Source organism: Pseudomonas sp. NFX15 (assembly GCF_049132105.1).
Classification (GTDB): domain Bacteria; phylum Pseudomonadota; class Gammaproteobacteria; order Pseudomonadales; family Pseudomonadaceae; genus Aquipseudomonas.
In genome coordinates, this window is sequence record NZ_JAFMPV010000010.1 from 78,901 (window position 1) to 100,202 (window position 21,302).

The following is a 21,302-nucleotide window of genomic DNA, read 5'->3' on the forward strand; positions in this document are numbered from 1 at the left end:
ATGGGGTCTTGCAATGAACTTTGATTTTTCTGATGAGCAAGAAGAAATTCGCCGACAAGCCCAGCGGTTTCTCACTGAAAACCGAGGCGCACGCCGTGCGGTACTGGATGGCGAATTGACTCACGACGCCAAATTGTGGGGTGCCATAGTCGAGATGGGATGGACCGCTACTGCGATAGCGGAAGAATTTGGCGGACTTGGTCTGGGCTACCTGGAACTGTGCGTGCTTGCCGAAGAGTTCGGCGCGACACTGCTTCCCGTTCCCTTTATGTCCTCAGTGCTCCAAGCAAGTGAAGCAATCAAATTGGCTGATGATGCAGTCCAAGCTGGTGAGTGGCTGCCGTTGTTAGCCGCTGGCGAGCTGGTTGCCACCGTGGCATTTGCAGAAGGGCAGGCCGGCAAAAGTTGGAGCGATCGCCCTCTAGCGAAAGTTGTTGACGGACGCTTGACTGGTATCAAAATTCCGGTAGCTGATGGTCTTATGGCCGATATAGCAGTGGTCTCTGCTTGCTCTAAGGAGGATGGCGACGGTTTCGGCTGGTGGCTGGTTCGACTGGCGCAAGCGGGTGTCAGTCGTCAGCCAGATCTCGCGATCGATCGGTTGCGCAAGCATGCTCGGATCGAATTTGCTGACGCCACGGCGATTCGTCTTGGTGCGCCTGGAACAGGCGCTGATATGGCCCGTCGTCTGATGAACGTGGTTGCCGTGTTGACCGCCTTTGAACAACTGGGTGGTGCGGAAGCAGCGCTCGCTATGGCGGTTGATTACACCCGTACCCGACACGCGTTCGGTCGAGTTGTGGCCAGCTATCAGGCGGTTAAACACCGCTTGGCAGACGTCTACGTCAAGAATCAGCTAGCGAGAAGTCATGCGTATTTCGGCGCATGGGCTCTTTCACATCAGTCAAACGAGCTTTCGTTAGCGGCCGCAGGTGCGCGCCTGGCGGCGATAGAAGCGTTCAACTTCGCTGCCGAAGAATGTGTTGAGCTGCACGGCGGCATCGGTTTTACCTGGGAGGGCGATGCCCAATTGTTCTATCGGCGTGCCCGTCTGCTTGCCGCAAACATTGGTGGTCGGCCGCGTTGGTCGCGGCAGCTGATTGAGGCGCTGGTCGATAATCAGGCGCCATCTCAATGAATCGGTTAAGAGGGTTGTATTGATGGACTTTGAAGATAGCCCTGAAGAGGCCAGCTACCGCGGTCATGTTAAAGCATGGCTTGCAGAACACGCCCCCCGCCATGAGGTGCCTGAAGATCGGGCATTGACCGAGAATGACTTCATGGAGTTTGCACGTACCTGGCAAGCCAGCAAGGCCGCCGCAGGCTTTGTCGGCATCATGTGGCCCACTACAGTGGGCGGGCAGGGTGGTACGCCGATTCAACACATCATCTTTCACCAGGAAGAGGAGCAGTATCGTCTGCCCACGGTGCCTTTCCAGGTTGGCGTGGGTATGTGTCTGCCGACCCTGTTCACTCATGGCGCCGCTGAAGTCGCACAGCGCTATGTGCCGCCAGCGGTACGTGGTGAGGAAATCTGGTGCCAACTTTTTTCCGAGCCCGCCGCCGGTTCCGATTTGGCAGCTGTCCGCACTCGTGCGATACGTGATGGAGAGGCATGGGTCGTCAATGGCCAGAAAATCTGGACTTCCTACGCCCATGCCGCTGACTTCGGCATCGTGCTGGTTCGCACTGATCCAAGTGTTCCCAAGCATAAAGGGTTGACGATGTTCTACTTGGACATGCGTTCCCCTGGTATTGAAGTAAGACCGATCAAGACGTTGCTCGGAGACGCGGAATTCAACGAAGTTTTTTTTACTGACGTTCGCATCCCTGACAGCCAGCGGCTGGGTGAGATCGGCGAGGGTTGGAAAGTGTCCTTGACCACTTTGATGTTTGAGCGTCTGGCGGTAGGCGGACGACCGGCTCAGTCTCCGGATTTGCGTAGCTTGTTGCAGCTTTCGCGATCGCTATCAGGAGGCGATGCAATCCGCGACTCTTCTGTGGCGGAGACTCTCGCACGTTTTTACGTCGCCGATGAGGGAATGGCTCTGACCCGGTTGCGCTCGACTACAGCGGTATCTCGAGGACAAGTACCAGGTCCGGAAGCGTCCATCGGCAAATTGGTGATGGCGAAGACGCTGCAGGATATGTGCGGCTACGCGTTGGAGATGCTTGAAGATGGTGGGTTGTCGGATGCAGAGGACAGCCCTGCTCGAATGTTCAAGTTTTGGTACCTGTGGTCAGCTGGTCTGCGAATCGCCGGTGGGACCGACGAAGTACTGCGCAATGTTATTGCTGAGCGGGTGTTGGGGCTACCTGCTGAAGACCGTCCTGACCGTAACACGCCTTTTAATCAACTCAAGGCTTGACGAACAGTCATCCCCGGCATAGCCGGGGATGTTTCGTTCAGAGAGAGCTGACGAGGTGGCCGCCATCAACCGCCAGTACTGCGCCCGTGATGTAGCTGCCTGCATCACTTGCCAGAAGAAGCAAGGGGCCGTCCAGTTCATCGGGAGTGGCGACTCTGCGCTGGGGAATTCGCGCCATCAGACGCTGGCCGGCTTCACTGGCCAGAAATTCTCGATTCAGATCAGTGGCAACATACCCCGGTGCTAGCGCGTTGACTCGGATACCGTGACGGGCCAACTCCAGCGCCATTGCTTTGCTCAGTTGAATCAGTCCTGCCTTGGATGCCGCATAGGAGGAGGCGCCGCCTGCGACTCGCTCGCCCAGGATCGACGCGATATTGACAATAGAGCCTTGGCATCCTGCTTTCACCATACGTCTAGAACCTTCCCCAGAGACCAGGAACGCGCCCTTTAAATTTGTATCGACCACCTGATCCCAAGTCTCTTCGTCGTGCTCCAAGAAATTCTGGGTTGAGGCGATGCCAGCATTATTAATAATCAGGTCGACCACACCCAATGACGCTTCAATCTTGTCGAATCCCATACGCACTGAGTTTGCATCGCACACATCCATAGCGATCGCGACCGCCTCAGCACCGTTTTGACGAAGCTGCGTGACCAACTCTTCCAGCTTTTCAATCCGGCGCGCGCAAACCGCAATACGCGCGCCTGCACGAGCAAGTGTGCCTGCGAAGTGATGACCCAGGCCGCTGGATGCACCCGTCACGAGCGCAACTCGATTTTCGAGCGAGAATGACAAGGATTTCATCGGTAATACGTCTCCAGATTGATTAACGTTGTTTGCGTGCATTGCGTGCTCTATGGTTGCAAATCAGGGCGTAAAAAAGCCCCCATAAGGGGGCTCGGAAAAGGGGATAATCCCGAAGCCGAAAGGAGCAATTATAGGTCCAGCAGCAGGCTCCCGCTTTTACTGCGTGAGCAGCATGGAGTGAACTGGTCGTTCTTCGCATGCTCCGCATCGGTGAGAAAAAGGTCCCTGTGCTCGGGCATGCCGTCGAGCACGCGCACTACACACGTTCCGCAGACACCTTGTTCGCATGACACAGGTACGTTCAGACCTGCCTCGTTCAGAACCTGGACGCAAGCGACGCCAGCAGGGATTTCGAAAACCTGCCCCGTGCTCGCTATGGTGACTTCGAATCGGTCGTCCTGAACCGGGGACGTCACTTGTGGCGCAGAGAAATACTCTCGATGGATATGAGGCTCGTCCCAACCAAGGTTGCGCGCCGTCTCTATGATGTATTCCATAAAACCGGTAGGGCCGCATACATAAAGATGAACGTCAGCCTCAGGCGCGCCGATTGCTTTGTGAGCATCCAACTTTTGCGCGTCGGATTCGTCATCGAAGTGCAGGTGCGTTCGACATGCAAAAGATGAATCAAGCAAGCGTTCGCGGAACGCCATCCGACTCTGAGAGCGCGCGCAGTAGTGCAGGGTAAAATCAGTCGATCCCTGGGCAAGCCGTTCGGCCATGCTCAGAATCGGCGTAATACCGATCCCGCCCGCAAATAGTAGCGAGCGTCGAGCGCTGCGCTCCAGCGGAAATAGAAGACGAGGTTCACTGATAAGCAACGTACTTCCTTCCTGTACGTTGTCGTGCATCCCCTGGGAGCCGCCACGCGAGCCAGGGTCTTTGAGCACACCGATCAGATAGCGATGCGGGTGTTTTGCAGCTGTACACAGCGAGTACTGGCGAATCAATCCCGGCCTGACTTCCACATCGATATGGGCGCCAGCCGCAAACGATGGCAGGGGCTCACCGTCTTTGCGGGCCAACTCGTAACTGAAAATATCCTCCGCTTCCAAGCGGCGGGAGACGACGATCGCTTCGATCATGCTTCTTTACCTGTTGGGGCCGGCAATGCCTGCCTTTAGATGTTCGATCAGCGAAACCTGATTTCGCCGTGATGTGATCTACGCTCAGTTCCATTCCAGATGGAGTTCGTCCACACCATAGACACCACCGCCGTGAGTGCGGAGTGGAGCACCCTCGGTTATGCGAAAGTCAGGCACGCGGCTTACCCATTCTTCGAGTGCGATGATTAGCTCGCGACGTGCCAGATGCATCCCCAAACAGATATGTGCCCCAAAGGAGAAGGTCATATGCATTTTGTTCGGACGATCAATGTCCACCGTAGTTGGAGATTGGTGAATTGTGTCGTCGAGAGCGGAGATCGGCGTATGAATGGTGATCCAGTCGCCTGCTTTGATTTGAACACCCGCAATCTCGGTGTCTTCAGTGGCTCGGCGATGTGTTATCACAATACTGAATCGACGGAGTAACTCTTCCACTGTCTGCGGGATCAATGAGGGATCTTTTCGAAGACGCGCCTGCAGCTCGGGATGCTCGGCCAGGTACTGGTAATGGAAACCCAGAGAGGAGGCGACTGTGTCCAGCCCACCCACGAACATCAGGTAGCAGAAGCCGAGAATGTCATCTTCGCTCAGCGGCTCGCCATTGATCTCAGCGTGTGCGGCTTTGGTAAAAAGATCATCTTTAGGGTTGGCGCGACGATCGGCAATCTGGGACAGCAGGTAGTCTTTGATCTGCCGGGCAGCAGCGATCTTGGTCGGGAAATCCGAGCCGTGTAACAGCTTATCTTCCCAATCCAGGAAACGGCTCAGCTCTGAGACCGGCAGTCCCAGCAACTGAAGAATCACAGTGACAGGGAACGGCCGGCCAAAGTCGTTGACGAACTCGCAACGCCCTTTGGCGCGGAATTGTTCGATGAGTCCGACACAGGTCTCGCGTATGGCAGGCTCCATGGCGGGGATGACGCTGGACGCGAAGAATGGGTTAACCCACGCGCGCAGTGCACCGTGGCGCGGTGGGTCCACTTCCAATGGCACCAGGCTCCAGCTTTCACCCAGCAATTTCGAGAAGCCCGCGTTTTCCTCGCTGGAAAACAGCTTCGGATTGCGCATTACGGTACGCATATCTTCAGTACGCGTCAGTATCCAGGAGCCTGGCTGTTTTGCCATAGGGTTGCTGGAGGACCAGAAAACACGGGGCTTCCCCTCAATCGCATTTGCGAGTGCCTTGAAGGGATCTTCAGTGTGGCCGGGGTTCAGATACACATCAAAGTCAGTTTGAAGTTCTACTGGAACGTGAAAAGGACATTTCCCAGCGGAAGGGGCGCTTGTTGTCATCTCTATAGCCCTGTGTTGTTGAGGGGTCGGCTGCCAGTGGAAGGCATTAATTAATTGATCGCTTGTTCATAAAATCATATATATGATTATAAATGTCAAGCGGTTAACGAGCCAGATTATGATTGAAGAAGCGCGACGCCCCCGGGGACGGCCCCCATCCGACAATTGCGAAACGCGTGAAGTGTTGCTAGAAGCGGCGCAACGATTATTTGCGCACCGCAATTTCATGCAGGTAGGAATCCGGGATATCGCCGAAGCGGCGGGTGTTTCCGTAGGTAGCATCAACTATCACTTTGGTTCAAAGGACGGGCTGTTAGAGGCGCTGTGTGATCGCATCACGCCTGCCTTGCTTGAAGAGCGCCTGATTCAGCTACAGTGGGTCCAGCGCCTTGAAGGGACTCGATACGACCGGATAAAGGCGGTGTTGCACGCGTTGATTGAGCCGGTTCTTAGGTGGAACCGACGTCCCGAAACACGCATGTTCTTTACGCCGTTCCTGGCACGGATGCGCTTGGATGGACCTGCGCGGGTGCGGGAAATGATGAAGATGGAGGTGGCAAGCCTGCGTCCATTTCACGAAGCTTTGCGAGAGTTGATGCCCCACTTGAACGACGTGGAACTCGGGTGGCGTTTGCATTTTGCGCTTGCAGTGGAGCACTCCCTGACGTCTGAAACAGAACGTTTGATGACGCTCACAGGCGGAGAGGTGGATTTTGACGAGGTCGACAGGATGGTCGAACGAGCGGTGGATTTTCTAATGTATGGCGGCTTCGGTGAAGTTGATCGCGCAGAGACGCCTTTCAAAAAACTATAATCGTATATATGATACCTATGTTTCTCGGCGCTCAAAACTTAAATCCGGGCGCACGACTTGAGAATAAGGAACTGTCATGGACATCCTAGAGCGAAAAGCCTGCATATCGGGCATTGGCATGTCCGCGGTGGGTCGGCGTCTTGGCCGGACCGGTCTGGACCTCACGCTGGAAGCTGTCGAACTGGCGCTGGCGGACGCGGGTCTGACGACCGATGACATCGATGGGGTGGCCTGTTGGCCCGGTCAGCAAGCTGTCCCAGTGGGCATGTCCCCGGTTCACATCTTCGAGCTGCGCGATGCACTGAATCTAAAACTCAATTGGTATGCGGGTGGGGCCGAAGGTCCGGCGCAGTTGAGTTCAGTCATGAACGCCTGTATGGCGGTGGCAACCGGTCAGGCTCGTCATGTGCTGTGTTTCCGTACCCTTACAGAATCCACCGCTGCCGCTGCGGGCCATGGAGCCAGTCGTACCGGGCAGGTCGGGCAACGTATCGACGGGATGTTTCAATGGCAGATACCGTTTAATGCACCTTCGGCCGCGATATGGACAGCGATGTTTGCGCAGGCGCACTTTCACCGATTTGGCACGACCCGCGAACAGCTGGCTCAGATTGCCCTTACCGGTCGGCGCAACGCCGGGCTCAATCCGAATGCAATCTTCCGCGAACCGTTAACGTTAGACGACTACATGAATGCGCGGATGATTTCGACACCGCTGTGTCTGCTCGATTGTGACATTCCCGTTGATGGATCGGTGGCAGTGATCGTTTCCCATGTCGATACGGCGAAGGATCTTGCTTGCCCAACTGTTCGCGTCGAGGCGATTTGCGGCGCCCTGTATGGCAACAGTGGTTGGGACCAATACCCGGATTTGACGACGATGGCTGCACGCGACGCGGGCCAGCGGTTGTGGCAACGCACAGACCTGCGACCTGCCGATGTCGATGTTGCGCAGCTTTACGACGGATTCAGTTTTCTCACGTTGACCTGGTTGGAAGCCTTGGGCTTTTGCGGTCCAGGTGAGTCAGGAGCGTTCGTGGAAGGCGGGCAGCGTATCGCGCTGAACGGTGAACTTCCTTTGAACACCCATGGAGGCCAGTTATCGGCTGGTCGATTGCATGGGTTCGGTCATCTACATGAGGCAGTGCTGCAACTTCGTGGCGAGGCCGGTGCTCGGCAAGTCAGCAATGCGCAGGTGGCCCTGGTTGCTAACGGCGGCGGACCGTTGGCGTCCTGCGCATTACTGAGTCGCATGTGAAAATTGAAAGAGCCGGGGAAGTCATTTTTGTAAATAACCGAAAAAGATTCGGTTATTTATTGAGTGCCGTGGGCAAAAGCATTACCGTGTCTGTGTGCGAGAACAAGAACAGCCCTTAGCGGGCCAACCGGAAGCGGCCTGGAGTCGCTCTAGCGGAGGAGATGCACCATGTCTATGACTGTCAATGACCTGATTCTGGTGAGCGTGGACGACCATATCGTCGAACCCCCGACCATGTACGACCAACACCTCACTGTTGCGCAGAAGGCGTTTGCGCCCAAAGTACTGAAAGATAAAAACGGCGCGGATTACTGGCTATTCGAAGGCAGACGCGCCGGCAACATCGGTCTTAATGCCGTGGTGGGCCGGATGCGCGAAGAATACGGTTGCGAGCCGGTTTCCTTCGATCAGATGCGCAAAGGCGCCTGGGATATTCATTCACGCATCGATGATATGAATGCGAATGGTCTGCTGGCATCGCTGAACTTCCCAAGTGTGGTGACGTTCGACGGCAGCCTTTTTCATAAATTCGATAACATGAAAAATGCGCTCACACTACTCAAGGCCTATAACGATTGGCACATCGATGAGTGGTGCGGTAGCTATCCTGGTCGCAATATTCCCAACGCTATCGTTCCGTACTGGGATATCAAGGCCACCGTAGAAGAGATCAAACGCGTCGTCGCCAAGGGTTGCCACGCTATTTCTTTTACTGACAATCCTTCACTGCGTGGGCAGCCAAGTCTTCATGATGAACATTGGGAGCCGTTGTGGAAGGTCTGTGCTGAAAACAAAGTTGTGATCAACATTCACATCGGCTCAGGTGCTTCAGCGCCGCATGCTTCCATGGGGTCCCCGATCGACGCCTGGATCATTACCATGCCGATCTCGATCGTAAACTCTGCGGCTGACTGGTTACACCTCAAGGCTCTGCAGCGGTATCCAGATCTGAAAATTTCGTTGTCGGAGGGCGGCATCGGCTGGATTCCATATTTTCTCGAGCGTGCAGATTTCACCCATGAACACCATAAAGCCTGGACCTACGCCGACTTTGGCAACAAAAGACCCAGCGATGTTTTCCGTGAGCACTTCCTGACATGCTTCATCGATGATCGATTTGGCTTGAAGAATCTTGACGAGATTGGCGAAGACAATGTGGCCTATGAATGCGATTACCCGCACTCCGATACCGTGTGGCCAGAGTCGGCTGACCGATTCTTTGAAACCGTTCATCATCTGCCTCGGTCGGTAGTTGACAAGATCACCCACGGTAATGCTCTTCGTCTATTCAACTTTGATGCCTTTGGCATGATGGGAGGGCGCGAAAATTGCACGGCCGGCGCTTTACGCGCTAAAGCCAAGGATGTCGATACTCGTCCAGTATCCTACGGCGGTCCGGCTCCACTGGCTGAAGGCGAGGTTCGTCGTCGCGTCACTTCAGGTGATATCGTCAAAATGTTCGACGCAGTTGCCAAAGAAGATGGGGCTGTCGCCGCCGAAGCCTGACCCACTCAAGGCGTGGAGTGCGTAAGTCGTAATGCGCTCCACACCACCGCGATGTCCATGGACTTGATTTGTTGTCAGGACTTAGGGAAGCGGTCCATCAACACGTTGGGCTCAACGGGTCAAACCGACATAAAGCCGGAAAGGGAATACCCTGTCCGGCTTTTTGAGTGCTTAGGCTTCGGCCAGCAATGCTTGCAGTCTGTCCGTGGTGGTGATGAACTCCTCCAAAAACTCATGAATCACTTGGCGTACGCTGGTTTCGTGCTTCATGTCTCCAACGATTTGTCCCACCGGGTAGGACATCCAATCGACGGCGCCAGCTCGTTTGATGCGTAACGTGGACTCATGGTTAAGGATGAACTGAAGTGGCATCGCCAGCGGCGAAAGTGCACCTGATTCGTTCCATACGTCACTGTATTTACTGCGCAGGGCCCGCATCGGTTTACCACTGTGAGCACGGGTCTGCAACGCATCTTCGCTATGGGCGTCGAACAACCGTTGCTTGAGGCCCGGTTGCAGCTCGCTCTCTCGAGTGCCCAGCCATACCGAGCCACACCATACGCCCTCTGCACCTAACGCCATAGCTGCCGCCATCTGCCGCCCGCGGCCAATGCCTCCCGCTGCCAAAACGGGCATGGGTGCAACGGCGTCGACAATCTGAGGCCATAACACCATCGAAGTCAGGCTTCCGGTGTGTCCGCCAGCCTCCATTCCCTGAGCAATCAGCAGGTCCACACCGGCGGCTTTCTGTGCCAGGGCATGCTCGACCTTGCCAACCAGTGCGCCCACGAGTACGCCGTGCTCATGAGCCAGGTCGATGAAATGTTTGGATGGTGTGCCCAGGGCACTCACGACCAACTTCACGCGAGGATGCTGCAGTGCGAGATCAAACAGTTTCCCCGCTTCTGCTGTGCCGACGTTTGTGTGCTCATCTTCACTGCGCAACATTGCATCACGTTCGTTCTCGGGAAGACGGGCAATGCCGGCTTCATCGAGCTTGCGATTCATGAAGTCTACGACATCCTTCGGCAAGATCGCGTCGCGATCCAGCTTTTTATGTCCCACATCCTGGTAGTTATTTGGCATCAACAGATCTACACCATAGGGCAAACCGTTGGTATGTGTATCGAGCCAATCCAACTCCTGGGCAAGTTGCTTCACAGTAAACCCGGAGATGCCCAGTACGCCCATGCCACCCGCTTTGGTCACTTCGGCGACGACGTCGCGGCAATGGGAAAAAGCGAAAATCGGCATGTCGATGCCAAGCGAATGGCAAATAGGAGTTTTCATGCGACGTGCTCCTTATTGTGATTTCAGGGCTGGCTTACCGGGGCAGGCCAAGCCCGCGTTGGGCAATCAACGTGCGCTGAATCTCGTTGGTGCCGCCGCCTATAACCAACATGATCGATTCACGAAGTGAATATTCGACCTCGCCACCCACCAGAGATCCTGGGTTGTCCTTGCTGAGCAGTGCACCCATGCCGAGGATGTCCAGCGCCGCTTCGCAAAGCCTTTGCATCAGTTCGCCGGTGAACGTTTTACTCATGGCGGCTTCTGTCAAACCTGAGTGGCCTAGCTCGATCTGCTGTACCGCATTGCGTGATAGCTGGCGGGCCATTTCGATTTCCGCAGCAAGGCCTGCGACACGATCACGAACCAGCGGATCGCTGCTCATCGGCCGACCATTCAGTTCCGATATAAGAATATGGTCAACGATGCGATCGAAAACCCGCTGGGCATCGATAACGAAACCACCCATGCTGATACGTTCATCCGCCAAGGCACCGGTTATCACCTTCCAGCCGCCGTTCTCTGGACCTATCAATGCTTCGTTCGTTACCCGAACGTTATCCAGAAACTCATTGGCAAAAGTTTTACCATACATCGCCATAGAGGGCTGGAGCGTTATTCCGGCGGCATTCATTGGCACGATAAAAATGCTGATGCCGGCATGCTGAGGCGTTGCCTCTGCGTCTGTACGTGCAGCGAGCCACAGGTAATCAGCATCCTCTGCGAATGTCGTCCAGATCTTTTGGCCATTGATCACCCATTCATCGCCGTCGCGTTCGGCGCGAGTGCGAAGGGACGCCAAGTCCGAGCCAGAGCCTGGTTCGCTGTAGCCAAGGCAAAATGACACGCGGCCCTCGCGGATACGCGGCAGCCATTCTTGTTGCTGTTCTTCAGTGCCGAAGGACATCAAGGCGCCTGCGACAACGCCCGATGCCACGCCGTGGTAACGCAAGGGCGCCCCGGCGCGACGCATTTCCTCTGCAAAAGCCCAAATCTCCATTGGGGATCGCGCTTGACCACCAAACCGTTTCGGCCACGACAAGGCAATCCATCCCTGTTCGCCAAGTTCTTTTGAAAAACCCGGATCCCACAGACGTTGCTTCGATGGCAAAGCGTCGTGTGCAGCTTTACGCTCCGCGGGCCAGTGGATGCTTAACCATTCGCGAACTTCGGCGCGGAACTGTGCGACCTCGGGAGTTACTGTGTATTCCGGTAATGCGGCCATTATAAAATTCCTTGATCAGATTTTGTTTTAGATCACAGCGCCGAGTAACTGCTCCGCCAGCAACTCGCGAGCGTTACGTAACCCGCCGTGCTTTAGGACGGAAGTGTGAATCCGGCGGAAATGGCGAGGCATCGTGTGTTCTTCCGAGTAGCCAATGGCTCCGAAGGTGTGATGGCACTCCAATGCGACCTGACGCAGCGCCTGATTGGCAAAGGCGCACGTGGCCGCCGCAAAAAAACGCCAGTCCGGTGAGTTGAGATCGAACTGTTCCGCAGCGTGGGAAGTGGATAATCGAATGGCTTCCAACTGGGTGTGACAATTGACGAGCTTGTGCTGGATCGCTTGGAAACGCCCGATCGGTTGCCCGAACTGCTTGCGAATTTTGACGTACTCAAGGACCTCCTCGAAGCCGGCACGCGCTGCGCCCAATGCATAGGCGGTTGAGCAAAAGCGGGCAATCAATACAAGATCGGCGATCATGCCTTCAGGCAATGGAATGAAAGTCGCATCCGCATTATCGAACTTGAACGATTGCAGCTCTTCAGTGGAGAGCGCTCTGCTGCTTGTGACGGTCAGAGTGTCGGCCTTCAGACTCACCCAGGCCAAGCCTCCCTCGACAGCCACCACTAAATCGGTTACTGCCGCCGTTGCCTCGACGAAAGCTACCTCGCCGGAAAGCTGATTATTGGAAAAGGTGGCCTGTCCGGCGTTTACGTCGCCATCGTGCTTCCCAAATGCAAACACCACACCTGCGTTGCCGGTGTCCAGAAGCTCCAGCAGTGCTGCAAAGTCGGACTCGTTGCCCGTCAGCGCGGCAGCAAGGTTAATCAGAATTGCACCTGTAAGAGGCGCTGAAGAAGCAGACCTGCCTATCTCCTGCAGTAATTCGTTGCCTTCCATCAGTCCCCCTGCACCGGAAGGACGGCCGATTTGGGAAAGTCCTAATTCGGTAAGGCTTCGCCAGGTTTCCTTTGAATCGGATCCACTTCGCTCCAAAAGGAGCCGAACTGACCCTGACAGCTGTTCGCGTTCACTAAGGGTCAGGCTGGTTGGGGGGATTTTCATCGCTTAACCTCATGAGGGGTTGATGTTATTCATATAAATGATCTATATGCTTACAAGAATATGAACACTTGCTCACATTGTAAAGCCCGAACATGCTGTGATCTCGAAGAGGCGCGAACCACCATGGACAATCCTCCAACCTTGAAACTGCGCAAGGCGCCGTCACAGCAACGCTCAGAGCAGCGTGTGGATGACATCATCGCGGCCTATATCCGGCTTCTTGAAAAGGGAGAGGAGCGGATGAGTACCAATGCAATTGCCAAAGAAGCCCGGGTACCCGTTTCCTCCGTGTATCAGTACTTTCCAAATAAAGAAGCGATTGCTTTCTGCATTTACCGCCAGTGGGCGACAGATGCGATTCAGGTGCTCAAAAAAAGGTGTGCTGATGCCGAATCTGCCTGCAGCTTGCTTGATTTTCTCGCCGATAATCGCAGCGATTTATTTAGCGATATCACTAATGCCAGGATCGTTTTACGACTGGGCCCGATCATGGATAGCTCCTCTGAACTAAAAGAGGCGAAACGGCGTTATCTTGGAGAAATGACAGAGATCATCGTCGACATCCTGCGCAAACTGGGTTCGACATGGAGCGCAGCGGCACTGGCAAATTTGGTAAGCCTTTTGATTGAACTGAGCACGGCAACCTTTCGACACATGGCGCGTCAATCTAGCTCCGAGGCCGCGCACACCTATGAGCACTGGCGGTTGGGTGCCAGGGCGATGCTCAAGCACTGTGTTGATACGCCGACCGATGACGCAACTGACAAGGCGAATTAATGGCAGGGCCGTCCCATAGCGGTGTTTCAATGGTTCTTAAATGTATATATGATAGATATGATTAAGCCTGCTTTCGATGTCATTTCAATGGCTGCCGGAGCAGGGTCAGTGAGAGGTGCGGTTTGTCATAAAGGGCGGAATATTGCGTCCAGCGGCTCATCGCTACAGGCATAAAACAAAAATAGGATGGTGCTAGATGAATCAAGCGAATGTCTCCGGTCTCGGTGAGCAGGACACAGTCTGCGCTGTGTTGCAGCGGGCCGTCAGCGCCAATGGCAGCAAACCTTTCATCGATCTGCTCGGGGAGATTTTCACCTATGCAGACCTGGACAGAGAGTCATCACGCCTTGCACACGGTCTGCGCGGCTTGGGCGTTGAGCATGGCCAGACAGTCGTCACGATCGTTGACAACAATATCGATGCCGTTTTCCTCTGGTTTGCCATTAACAAACTTGGCGCTGTCAGCGTTCCGGTCAACACGGCGTATAAAGGCGAGTTCCTGCGGCATCAGCTGGCTGATGCGGGTGCCCGGGTCATCATCACCGAAAGCGATTACGCAGAACGGGTGCAAGCCATCGCAAGCGGTTTGTCCGAGGCGACCACACTGGTTTACCGCGGTGAGCGTCCACCTACCGACAGCCAGCTGAAATTGCTGCACATTGACCAAATCCGCGCTGAGGAAACTCATGCTCCGGACGTTCAGGTATTGCCTACCGACCTGGCAATGCTTATCTATACCGGCGGTACCACCGGTCCGTCGAAGGGCTGCATGGTCAGCCACAACTATGCCTGCAGCCTGGCCCGTCAAGCGGCCATAGCGAATGGACGGAACGCCGACACCATCAACTGGACTCCGCTACCGTTATTCCACATGAATGCCACGTCTACCAGTGTACTGGCGCAAATGATGGTGGGCGGGCGGGTTGCGGTTTATCCGCGGTTCTCAGTGTCCAATTTCTGGGCAGAGATCGAGCGCACTGGCGCCAATGACGTCAACCTTTTGGGCTCGATGGTACCTCTGTTGCTCAACGCCCCTGAGACTGAGGTGATGAAGCGTTGCTACGGACAGATTCGTCACGTGGGTGCGGCTCCTTTCCCTGCTGAATTGCAAGCAGCATGGAAAGAACGCTTTGGCACGCCAAGCACCGTGGTGCCAGGTTATGGCCTGACAGAAGCGTCGCTGTTGACCTCGGCAGTCTTCGGTGAGCCTTCGCCGCCGGGCTCCTCGGGCAAGCGTAATCCTTGGTTTGATGTTCGAATCGTTGATGATAACGAAGTTGAACAACCCGCAGGAGTGTCCGGCGAGGTCATTGTCCGCCCACGCCAACCACATGTCATGTTCGAGGGTTATTGGAACCGTCCGGCCGACACGCTTAAAGTCATGGGCAATCTGTGGTTTCACACGGGCGATATCGGAAAATTTGACGAAGAAGGTTATTTCTATTTCGTCGACCGCAAGAAAGACTACTTGCGCCGACGGGGTGAGAACATCTCCAGCTATGAGATGGAAACCAGCTTTCGCGCCCACGCGGCTATTGAGGATGTAGCCGTCCATGCCGTGCCGTCAGAGTTCACCGAAGACGAAGTCAAGGTAACCGCGATCCTCAAACCCGGTGTTCAATTAAGCGAAGAGGAGCTGTGTATTTGGGCTATCGATCAGCTTCCGTATTTTGCTGTGCCTCGCTTCATCGAGTTTCGACAGGAGCTGCCGCGTAACCCGGTTGGAAGGGTGTTGAAGTATGAACTTCGGGATCAGGGCGTTACTGCTGCGACTTGGGATCGCGAGGCATCAGGAATGGTGCTTAAGAAAAGATGATTCATTGGGCGGGCGCTCGTCTCACGGCGAGCTCAGCCTTATGGTTTGCGGCTGGTTCAGGCTGAATAATCGTCTCCAGGAGGCGATTTTTTTGCATCTACACAAACGATATGGTCCGAGTTGATACAGCAGCAAGACTTGATTTTTTTTACCGGTGAAAAAAAGCGGCGCCTAAGCGCCGCTTTGTTCAGTCAGCCGTGCGATCAAGCACCGCGCAGGATCATGCCGCCATCCACGCACAGGATCTGGCCAGTGATCCAACTCGCCTGGTCTGAAAGCAGAAAGAGCAGGGCGTTGACAATGTCATCTGTAGTGCCGAGGCGCGCAAGTGGCAAAGCACTGGTGATGCTATCGATAATGGCCTTCGGGACTGCGCGCATAGCCTCTGTATCCGTCGGACCCGGGGCGATAGCGTTGACACGGATGTTCTTGGGTCCCAGTTCTTTGGCAAGACCAATAGTCATCCCATTGACACCCAGTTTACTGATCTCGTAATAACTGCCCGCCAAGTACGCGGCGGTGGAGGACTGGTTAACGATACTGCCCCCCCCTTGCTGTTCAATGAGCGGGAGGAGCGCACGTGTTACCAACAGTACGCCGTGCAAGTTCACTGCGAAAAACTTGAAGTAGTAGTCCAGATCCACATTGGTCAGCGAATCAAAGCGCATGCCGGCAAAGATGGCGGCGTTGTTGACCAGATAGTCGACACCACCCACACTTTCCTTGACTGCAGCGGCCAGAGCAGCGCACGACTCTTGCGATGAGACATCAGTTTTGACGAATATCGACTTGCCGCCGGAGGTTTCGATTTCACTCACCACGCGGCGGCCTTGCTCTTCGTTGAGCTCGGCTACGACCACCGTGGCGCCTTCTGCGGCCAGGGCTTTCGCGTAGGCTTCGCCGATGCCTTGCCCGGCACCGGTCACGACGGCAACTTTGTTGTTAAAGCGCATTATTATTCTCCAGAGGTAGGGTTTGTGTCTGGCTCGAACATCGGCAGCCAGACATCTTCGTGTTGTTCAAAGGTGACGCATACGGGCATTCCGATTCGCACTTCTTCTGGCGCGCAGTGCACGATGTTCGTGGTCAGGCGCAAACCTGGTTCTTCATTAAGCTCGACGATGGCCACGCAATATGGCACTGCCAGGCCTGGAAACCACGGCTGATGGTTGATCGTGAAGCTGGCCACCTGCGCTTTGCCACTGACGGTCACAACTTGAAGGTTGCGGGAGCGGCAGCGATTGCAGATGGGCAGGGGCGGGTGCACGTGTTTTTTACACGCCTGACACTGCAATAGGTGAAGTTTCCCGTCCTCGCCGCCGCCCCAGAAATGCTGATTCAGCGCCGTCACTTGCGGCAGGATGCGTTGGAACGTGGTCTCGTTCATGACGTTTTCCTTTCGGGTTACCGCCCTCGTATTTCTACCAGGTCGAGGCCGCCGCTGGCGGGTGTGTTGATCATGGCGAGCAACGCATTGGCTGCGACTTCTTGCGGTATGGGTTGCCCCGCGAATGCAAGGTGCCCGGTCTTTTGCCACAGTTCGAAGGCATCGGCTTTCACTTCGGGTGACCAGCTGTCGCCGAACCCGCTGTTTTCCGCAATGTTGCCGCAGCGCAGCGTGCCGATCCGGATATGATCCGGACGTAATTCGTCGCGCAAGCCGGCGGTCAGACATTCAACGGCCGCCTTGGTCGCGGCGTAAACACTGAGCATCGGGAACGGCAATCGAACGGATTCCGATGAAACGTTCACGATGTCTCCACCTCCGGATTGGCGCATAAGCGGGACAGCCTCACGGATGGCATAAATCACACCCAGCAGATTGGTCTCGAGTTGAGTTTTGAGGTCCTCATCGCTGGCTTGATCGATACGGTGCAAGCAGCCAACTGCTGCGTTATTTACCAGAATGTCGAGTCGTCCGAAGCGTTCATGGGTCGCCGCGAAAGCCGCCTTTATGGATGCAGAATCGCGCACATCCATTTGCAGCGCCAGCGCCTTGTCACCCAGGTCAATGCGGGCACGATTCAGTGCTGCATGGTTGCGGGCGGTGATAACTACATGGGCGCCCTGATCTATCAAGACGCGGGCGATGCTAAGGCCCAGGCTCCTTGAGCCGCCGGTAACGAATGCGACCTTGCCTTCTAGCGTTTTCATATTATTGTTCTCGCTGGTTTAAAGCGCAAAAGTAGTAATTCCTGGATTTACGCTGGTACCTGATCACGCCATATCGCAAGACCGTCGAGGGCCTCCACATCAGCGCCATTAACTAGCAAAGGATTGATTTCCAGCGCTTGCAAATCCGGGCCCAGAGCGACGGCAGCATTTCCGACCTTTACGATGACATCGGCAATGCGCTCCAAATCTGCCGCCTGACTGCCGCGAAATCCCTGAAGTAACTTGGCTCCTCGCAGACTGATGAGCATGTCCAATGCATCCTCATGGTTTACGGGCAGCAAGCGAACACTGGTGTCTTTCAGCAGTTCAACCCAGATGCCACCGAGGCCGACAGCGATAACGGGCCCCCATTGAGGGTCAAGCGTGGTGCCTATGAAGAGTTCGATTCCGGCATCACGCATCGGGGCTACCAGCACACCGTCAATTTGAGCGTGGGGTGCGTTGCGCCGGGCACTGTTCAGAATGCTGTCGTAAGCAGCAGAGACGTTGTCATCGCCTTCAACATTGAGCTTCACGCCACCGACCTCGGTTTTGTGTGCAATGTCGCGCGATGCAATCTTCATGGCTACACGGCTGTTCAGTGTACGGGCGTAATCTACGGCGTCTTGTCGTACGGAGGCGATAACCGAAGGAATCACTGGAACTCCTTGGCTGTGCAGAAACCGCAGCACTTCGCTTTCAGAGCGCGGCGTTTCACTCGCCTGACAAGTCGCAGGGGTGGGGGCTGCGCCACCTTTGGCGAGCTGCTTGGACCATCGGCACAAGTGGCTGACTGCGAGAGCGGTATACTCAATGCTGTACGACAGCCCCGGTACGCCGGTTTCTTCAAGGAATTCACCCGTGGTGACAGTGAACGGTTGAAGCGTCTGGCTCATCAAGAGCCCAGGAACAGGGCTGAGGGCGAGACCACGCGCGATGCTGGTGCCTTGTGCAATTTGGGTGTGCTTCTCCGATGGCTGTGCGGGCACTGCGCTGGACACCAGTACGAGACCAACGGACGGATCGGCTCCCACGAGAGGAAGAGCTTTTTCCCAGAGTTCAGGTTCGCGAATGGCGCCCCCAGTGATATCCAACGGATTCAGCGTCGAGGCGTACTCTGGCAGCACCTTGCGCAGCGCTGCCTGGGTGGCATCGCTGAGCGTTGGCAGGTCCAAACCGCACGCTTGTGCATGGTCGGCAAACATGCCGCATGCACCTCCAGAGAGCGATACCAGAGCCACCCCCGGCACACTCAGCGGCCCGGTTTTTTCCAGGAGCGCTGCAGTGATCAGGAGCTCTTCAATGGAGTTCACCCGGATTATTCCGAGTTGTTTGCAAACGGCGTCGAAGACAATGTCGTCGCCGACCAAAGAGCCTGTGTGGGCTTGGGCTACTTTGGCGCTGACTTCGCTCCTTCCCACCTTCAAGATAACAATCGGCTTTTTTATCGCTCTTGCACGAAGCGCCGCTTCACGCAGCCTTTGTGGGTGGCATATTGACTCGGCAAATACGGCGATGACTCTGCACTCGGGCATATCCACCAGGTAATCGATAATGTCGGCGACACTCAGTTGAGCTTCGTTGCCCGTGGCGGCCTGGAAGCAGATGCCAATACCCTGCTGTTGAGCGAATCGCGTTATGTCGCCGAGTGCTGCGCCGCTTTGTGAAACTACGCCCATTCCACCATCAATGATGGGTAGCCGTGCAGGTACAACCGAAAGGACTCTACGTTGGACAATGTTGGCGAATCCCAAGGAATTGGGGCCAAGGAGCGCGATACCTTTCGCATCAGCATAGGCGCAGATCTGATCCTGCAATCGCTTGCCATCTTCGCCTGCTTCAGCAAAACCGGAGGTTAGAATGACGACTGCTTTGATGCCCGCTGCCGCAACGTCTACCAGGGCTTCGTATACGCTGGCCGCTGGGACGAAGATGTACGCTGCATCAATCTGCTCACCAATGTCCTGGCAGCGGGTAAAGCCTGGGTAGCCATGGGCTGGCGCACCCGTGCGGTTGACCGCATAGACCTGGCCTTCGTATTCGTATTCCTTGAACCGCGCAACGATGCCTTGCGACCACATGGAGCGTTCCGATGCGCCAACAAGCGCGACGTTGCGGGGAGAAAAGAAGTTGTTCAGTCGCTGGGAAGGCATGAGATTTCCTTTCAACGGATAAGCAAGAACACTATTTGACAGGCGCCGGCCGACCCGCAAGTGTCGGGGGAATTGCAACACTCGCGGCGGCCGGCTGAAACACTATTACCCTGCGTGGAAGCTCACCGATTTGATTTGAGTAAACTCCAGAAGACCTTCCCGGCCATATTCGCGACCCAGACCGGACCGTTTGTAGCCGCCAAACGGGGCATCCGAAAGCATGGTCCCTCCGCCTCCGTTAATTGACATGCCGCCTGTGCGAATTTGCAGAGCTATCTGGTAGGCCTTGCCAGCATCCGCAGAATAGATGCTGCCGTGCAGGCCAAAGTCCGAATTGTTGGCAATACTGATCGCTTCCTCATCGGTGTCATAGCCAATGACGACTCCCACCGGGCCAAAAATTTCCTGCTGGGCTATTTGCATGTCGTTGTGCACATCGTCAAACAGCGTTGGCTCATGGAAAAATCCGCGATCAAGCCCCTGTGGACGGCGGCCACCAAAAACCAGGCGAGCACCGGCGTCCAGTCCATAACCGACAAATTGCTCGGTGCGTTGACGTGCAGCTTCGCGAATCAGTGGTCCCATTTGAGTGGCTGGATCAGCAGGGTCACCCACTTTGATGTGTGCGGCCATCGCAGCCAGCGTTTCCACATACGCTTTACGCACAGAATTGTGTACGAGGTGGCGGGTTGTCAGGGCACATCCCTGACCCGCTTGCACAGTGAAACTGCCCAAGCCGGTTTGTGCTGCTTTCTTGAGGTCGGCATCAGCCCGGACGATGAGGGCAGACTTGCCACCCAGCTCCATATGTACCTTTTTCAAGGTTGGGGCTGCCTGCGCCATGATCATAGCGCCCACTTTATCGGAACCCGTGAACGTGACCATGTCGACACGCTTGTCGGTTGTGAGCTGTTCGCCGGTCTCCACATCGCCATTGACGATATTCAGGACACCCTTGGGCAGGCCCGCAGCTTCGGCCGCTTCACCCAGAATACTGGCTTGCATCGGGGTATAGGGGGAAGGCTTGAGGACGACAGTGTTGCCCATGGTCAACACATGGAAAATTTTTGTCACGTTCAGAAAAAACGGAAAATTGTACGCGGTGATTGCCGTTACCACGCCAATGGGTTCGTAAACAGTGACCGAAGTCCCCATCACCGTCGTGCCGTCCATGGACGGGGTGAGCTCGATAGGCGTAAGGCTCGGTTGGATGCGCAGCGCCTCACCCATGAGATGGGAAGCGTGCTTCATTGCGATGCCGAAGTGCAGGAAATCAGCGAGCATTTGGGTGGCACCAGCTTCGCGGATGACCAAGTCTACAATTTCGCTGCGTTTGCTCATCAGATAGTCGTGCATCTTCTGCAACACATCGACCCGTTCACGAGTGCTCATGCGCGGCCAGATCCCGCTGTCAAAAGCTTCCCGGGCAGCTCCGATGGCTTGGTTACAGATGACCTTATCGGCGACCGCTGCATGGCCGATCACCCCTTCAGTTGCAGGGTTGATGATCTCGATCCGGGATGCGGTTTCGTGAACCCAGTCCCCTCCAATATAAAGCGATGCGCTTAGTGGCTGAACCATATGAACCCCGACTCTCTTGTTCTTGAAATTAGTGGATGGCAGATACGTTGCCGCAGGCGGTGGTGAAAGTATATAAATGATTAG

The 21,302-nt window shown here is 55.5% G+C and carries 18 protein-coding genes; 7 read left to right on the forward strand and 11 right to left on the reverse strand.

Going from position 1 to position 21,302, the window contains the following annotated elements; genetic code table 11:
* Positions 1 to 13 precede the first annotated feature (13 nt).
* On the forward strand, positions 14 to 1,138 hold the full coding sequence (locus tag J1D76_RS13260; RefSeq protein ID WP_421138740.1) for an acyl-CoA dehydrogenase family protein: 1,125 nt from the start codon (positions 14 to 16) through the stop codon (positions 1,136 to 1,138).
* Between the two features lie 22 nt (positions 1,139 to 1,160).
* The gene (locus tag J1D76_RS13265) at positions 1,161 to 2,369 is read left to right on the forward strand and encodes an acyl-CoA dehydrogenase family protein (RefSeq protein WP_421138741.1); all 1,209 of its coding nucleotides are present in this window, start codon (positions 1,161 to 1,163) and stop codon (positions 2,367 to 2,369) included.
* A 37-nt stretch (positions 2,370 to 2,406) separates the two neighbouring features.
* On the opposite strand, the gene J1D76_RS13270 is transcribed toward J1D76_RS13265, so the two are convergent.
* The 3 genes from J1D76_RS13270 to J1D76_RS13280 form a co-directional block, all read right to left on the reverse strand.
* Positions 2,407 to 3,177 (reverse strand): SDR family NAD(P)-dependent oxidoreductase, encoded by a 771-nt coding sequence (locus J1D76_RS13270; protein ID WP_421138836.1) that lies wholly within the window; start codon positions 3,175 to 3,177, stop codon positions 2,407 to 2,409.
* Positions 3,178 to 3,308: 131 nt separating this feature from the next.
* Positions 3,309 to 4,265 (reverse strand): PDR/VanB family oxidoreductase, encoded by a 957-nt coding sequence (locus tag J1D76_RS13275; protein ID WP_421138742.1) that lies wholly within the window; start codon positions 4,263 to 4,265, stop codon positions 3,309 to 3,311.
* An 84-nt stretch (positions 4,266 to 4,349) separates the two neighbouring features.
* On the reverse strand, positions 4,350 to 5,579 hold the full coding sequence (locus tag J1D76_RS13280; protein ID WP_421138743.1) for a cytochrome P450: 1,230 nt from the start codon (positions 5,577 to 5,579) through the stop codon (positions 4,350 to 4,352).
* 118 nt (positions 5,580 to 5,697) lie between these two features.
* Here J1D76_RS13280 and J1D76_RS13285 point away from each other — a divergent pair, with 118 nt between their 5' ends.
* From J1D76_RS13285 to J1D76_RS13295, 3 genes are all read left to right on the forward strand, one after another.
* A complete protein-coding gene (locus J1D76_RS13285; RefSeq protein ID WP_421138744.1) occupies positions 5,698 to 6,393 on the forward strand; it encodes a TetR/AcrR family transcriptional regulator in 696 nt (231 codons plus the stop codon).
* 76 nt (positions 6,394 to 6,469) lie between these two features.
* Positions 6,470 to 7,651 carry a thiolase family protein gene (locus tag J1D76_RS13290; RefSeq protein WP_421138745.1) on the forward strand — a complete coding sequence of 394 codons (1,182 nt, stop codon included), beginning with the start codon at positions 6,470 to 6,472 and terminating at the stop codon, positions 7,649 to 7,651.
* 174 nt (positions 7,652 to 7,825) lie between these two features.
* Entirely contained in the window at positions 7,826 to 9,157 is a 1,332-nt protein-coding gene (locus J1D76_RS13295; RefSeq protein ID WP_421138837.1) for an amidohydrolase family protein, read from the forward strand.
* A gap of 171 nt (positions 9,158 to 9,328) precedes the next feature.
* On the opposite strand, the gene J1D76_RS13300 is transcribed toward J1D76_RS13295, so the two are convergent.
* The 3 genes from J1D76_RS13300 to J1D76_RS13310 are packed head-to-tail and all read right to left on the reverse strand — an operon-like array spanning position 9,329 to position 12,572.
* Positions 9,329 to 10,447 carry a nitronate monooxygenase gene (locus J1D76_RS13300; protein WP_421138746.1) on the reverse strand — a complete coding sequence of 373 codons (1,119 nt, stop codon included), beginning with the start codon at positions 10,445 to 10,447 and terminating at the stop codon, positions 9,329 to 9,331.
* A 34-nt stretch (positions 10,448 to 10,481) separates the two neighbouring features.
* Entirely contained in the window at positions 10,482 to 11,672 is a 1,191-nt protein-coding gene (locus J1D76_RS13305; RefSeq protein WP_421138747.1) for an acyl-CoA dehydrogenase family protein, read from the reverse strand.
* Between the two features lie 27 nt (positions 11,673 to 11,699).
* On the reverse strand, positions 11,700 to 12,572 hold the full coding sequence (locus J1D76_RS13310; protein ID WP_421138748.1) for an acyl-CoA dehydrogenase family protein: 873 nt from the start codon (positions 12,570 to 12,572) through the stop codon (positions 11,700 to 11,702).
* Positions 12,573 to 12,860: 288 nt separating this feature from the next.
* On the opposite strand from J1D76_RS13310, the gene J1D76_RS13315 reads away from it, so the two are divergent.
* Positions 12,861 to 13,514 (forward strand): TetR/AcrR family transcriptional regulator, encoded by a 654-nt coding sequence (locus tag J1D76_RS13315; RefSeq protein ID WP_421138749.1) that lies wholly within the window; start codon positions 12,861 to 12,863, stop codon positions 13,512 to 13,514.
* Positions 13,515 to 13,710: 196 nt separating this feature from the next.
* On the forward strand, positions 13,711 to 15,330 hold the full coding sequence (locus tag J1D76_RS13320) for an AMP-binding protein (protein WP_421138750.1): 1,620 nt from the start codon (positions 13,711 to 13,713) through the stop codon (positions 15,328 to 15,330).
* 203 nt (positions 15,331 to 15,533) lie between these two features.
* Here J1D76_RS13320 and J1D76_RS13325 read toward each other — a convergent pair whose 3' ends face one another.
* The 5 genes from J1D76_RS13325 to J1D76_RS13345 form a co-directional block, all read right to left on the reverse strand.
* Entirely contained in the window at positions 15,534 to 16,283 is a 750-nt protein-coding gene (locus J1D76_RS13325) for an SDR family oxidoreductase (protein ID WP_421138751.1), read from the reverse strand.
* A gap of 2 nt (positions 16,284 to 16,285) precedes the next feature.
* Positions 16,286 to 16,717 carry a Zn-ribbon domain-containing OB-fold protein gene (locus J1D76_RS13330; RefSeq protein ID WP_421138752.1) on the reverse strand — a complete coding sequence of 144 codons (432 nt, stop codon included), beginning with the start codon at positions 16,715 to 16,717 and terminating at the stop codon, positions 16,286 to 16,288.
* Positions 16,718 to 16,734: 17 nt separating this feature from the next.
* Positions 16,735 to 17,484 carry an SDR family oxidoreductase gene (locus tag J1D76_RS13335; protein WP_421138753.1) on the reverse strand — a complete coding sequence of 250 codons (750 nt, stop codon included), beginning with the start codon at positions 17,482 to 17,484 and terminating at the stop codon, positions 16,735 to 16,737.
* A gap of 47 nt (positions 17,485 to 17,531) precedes the next feature.
* Positions 17,532 to 19,637: an acetate--CoA ligase family protein gene (locus J1D76_RS13340; RefSeq protein ID WP_421138754.1), complete on the reverse strand. Its 2,106-nt coding sequence runs from the start codon at positions 19,635 to 19,637 to the stop codon at positions 17,532 to 17,534.
* Between the two features lie 105 nt (positions 19,638 to 19,742).
* Positions 19,743 to 21,218 carry an aldehyde dehydrogenase family protein gene (locus tag J1D76_RS13345; RefSeq protein ID WP_421138755.1) on the reverse strand — a complete coding sequence of 492 codons (1,476 nt, stop codon included), beginning with the start codon at positions 21,216 to 21,218 and terminating at the stop codon, positions 19,743 to 19,745.
* Positions 21,219 to 21,302 lie beyond the last annotated feature (84 nt).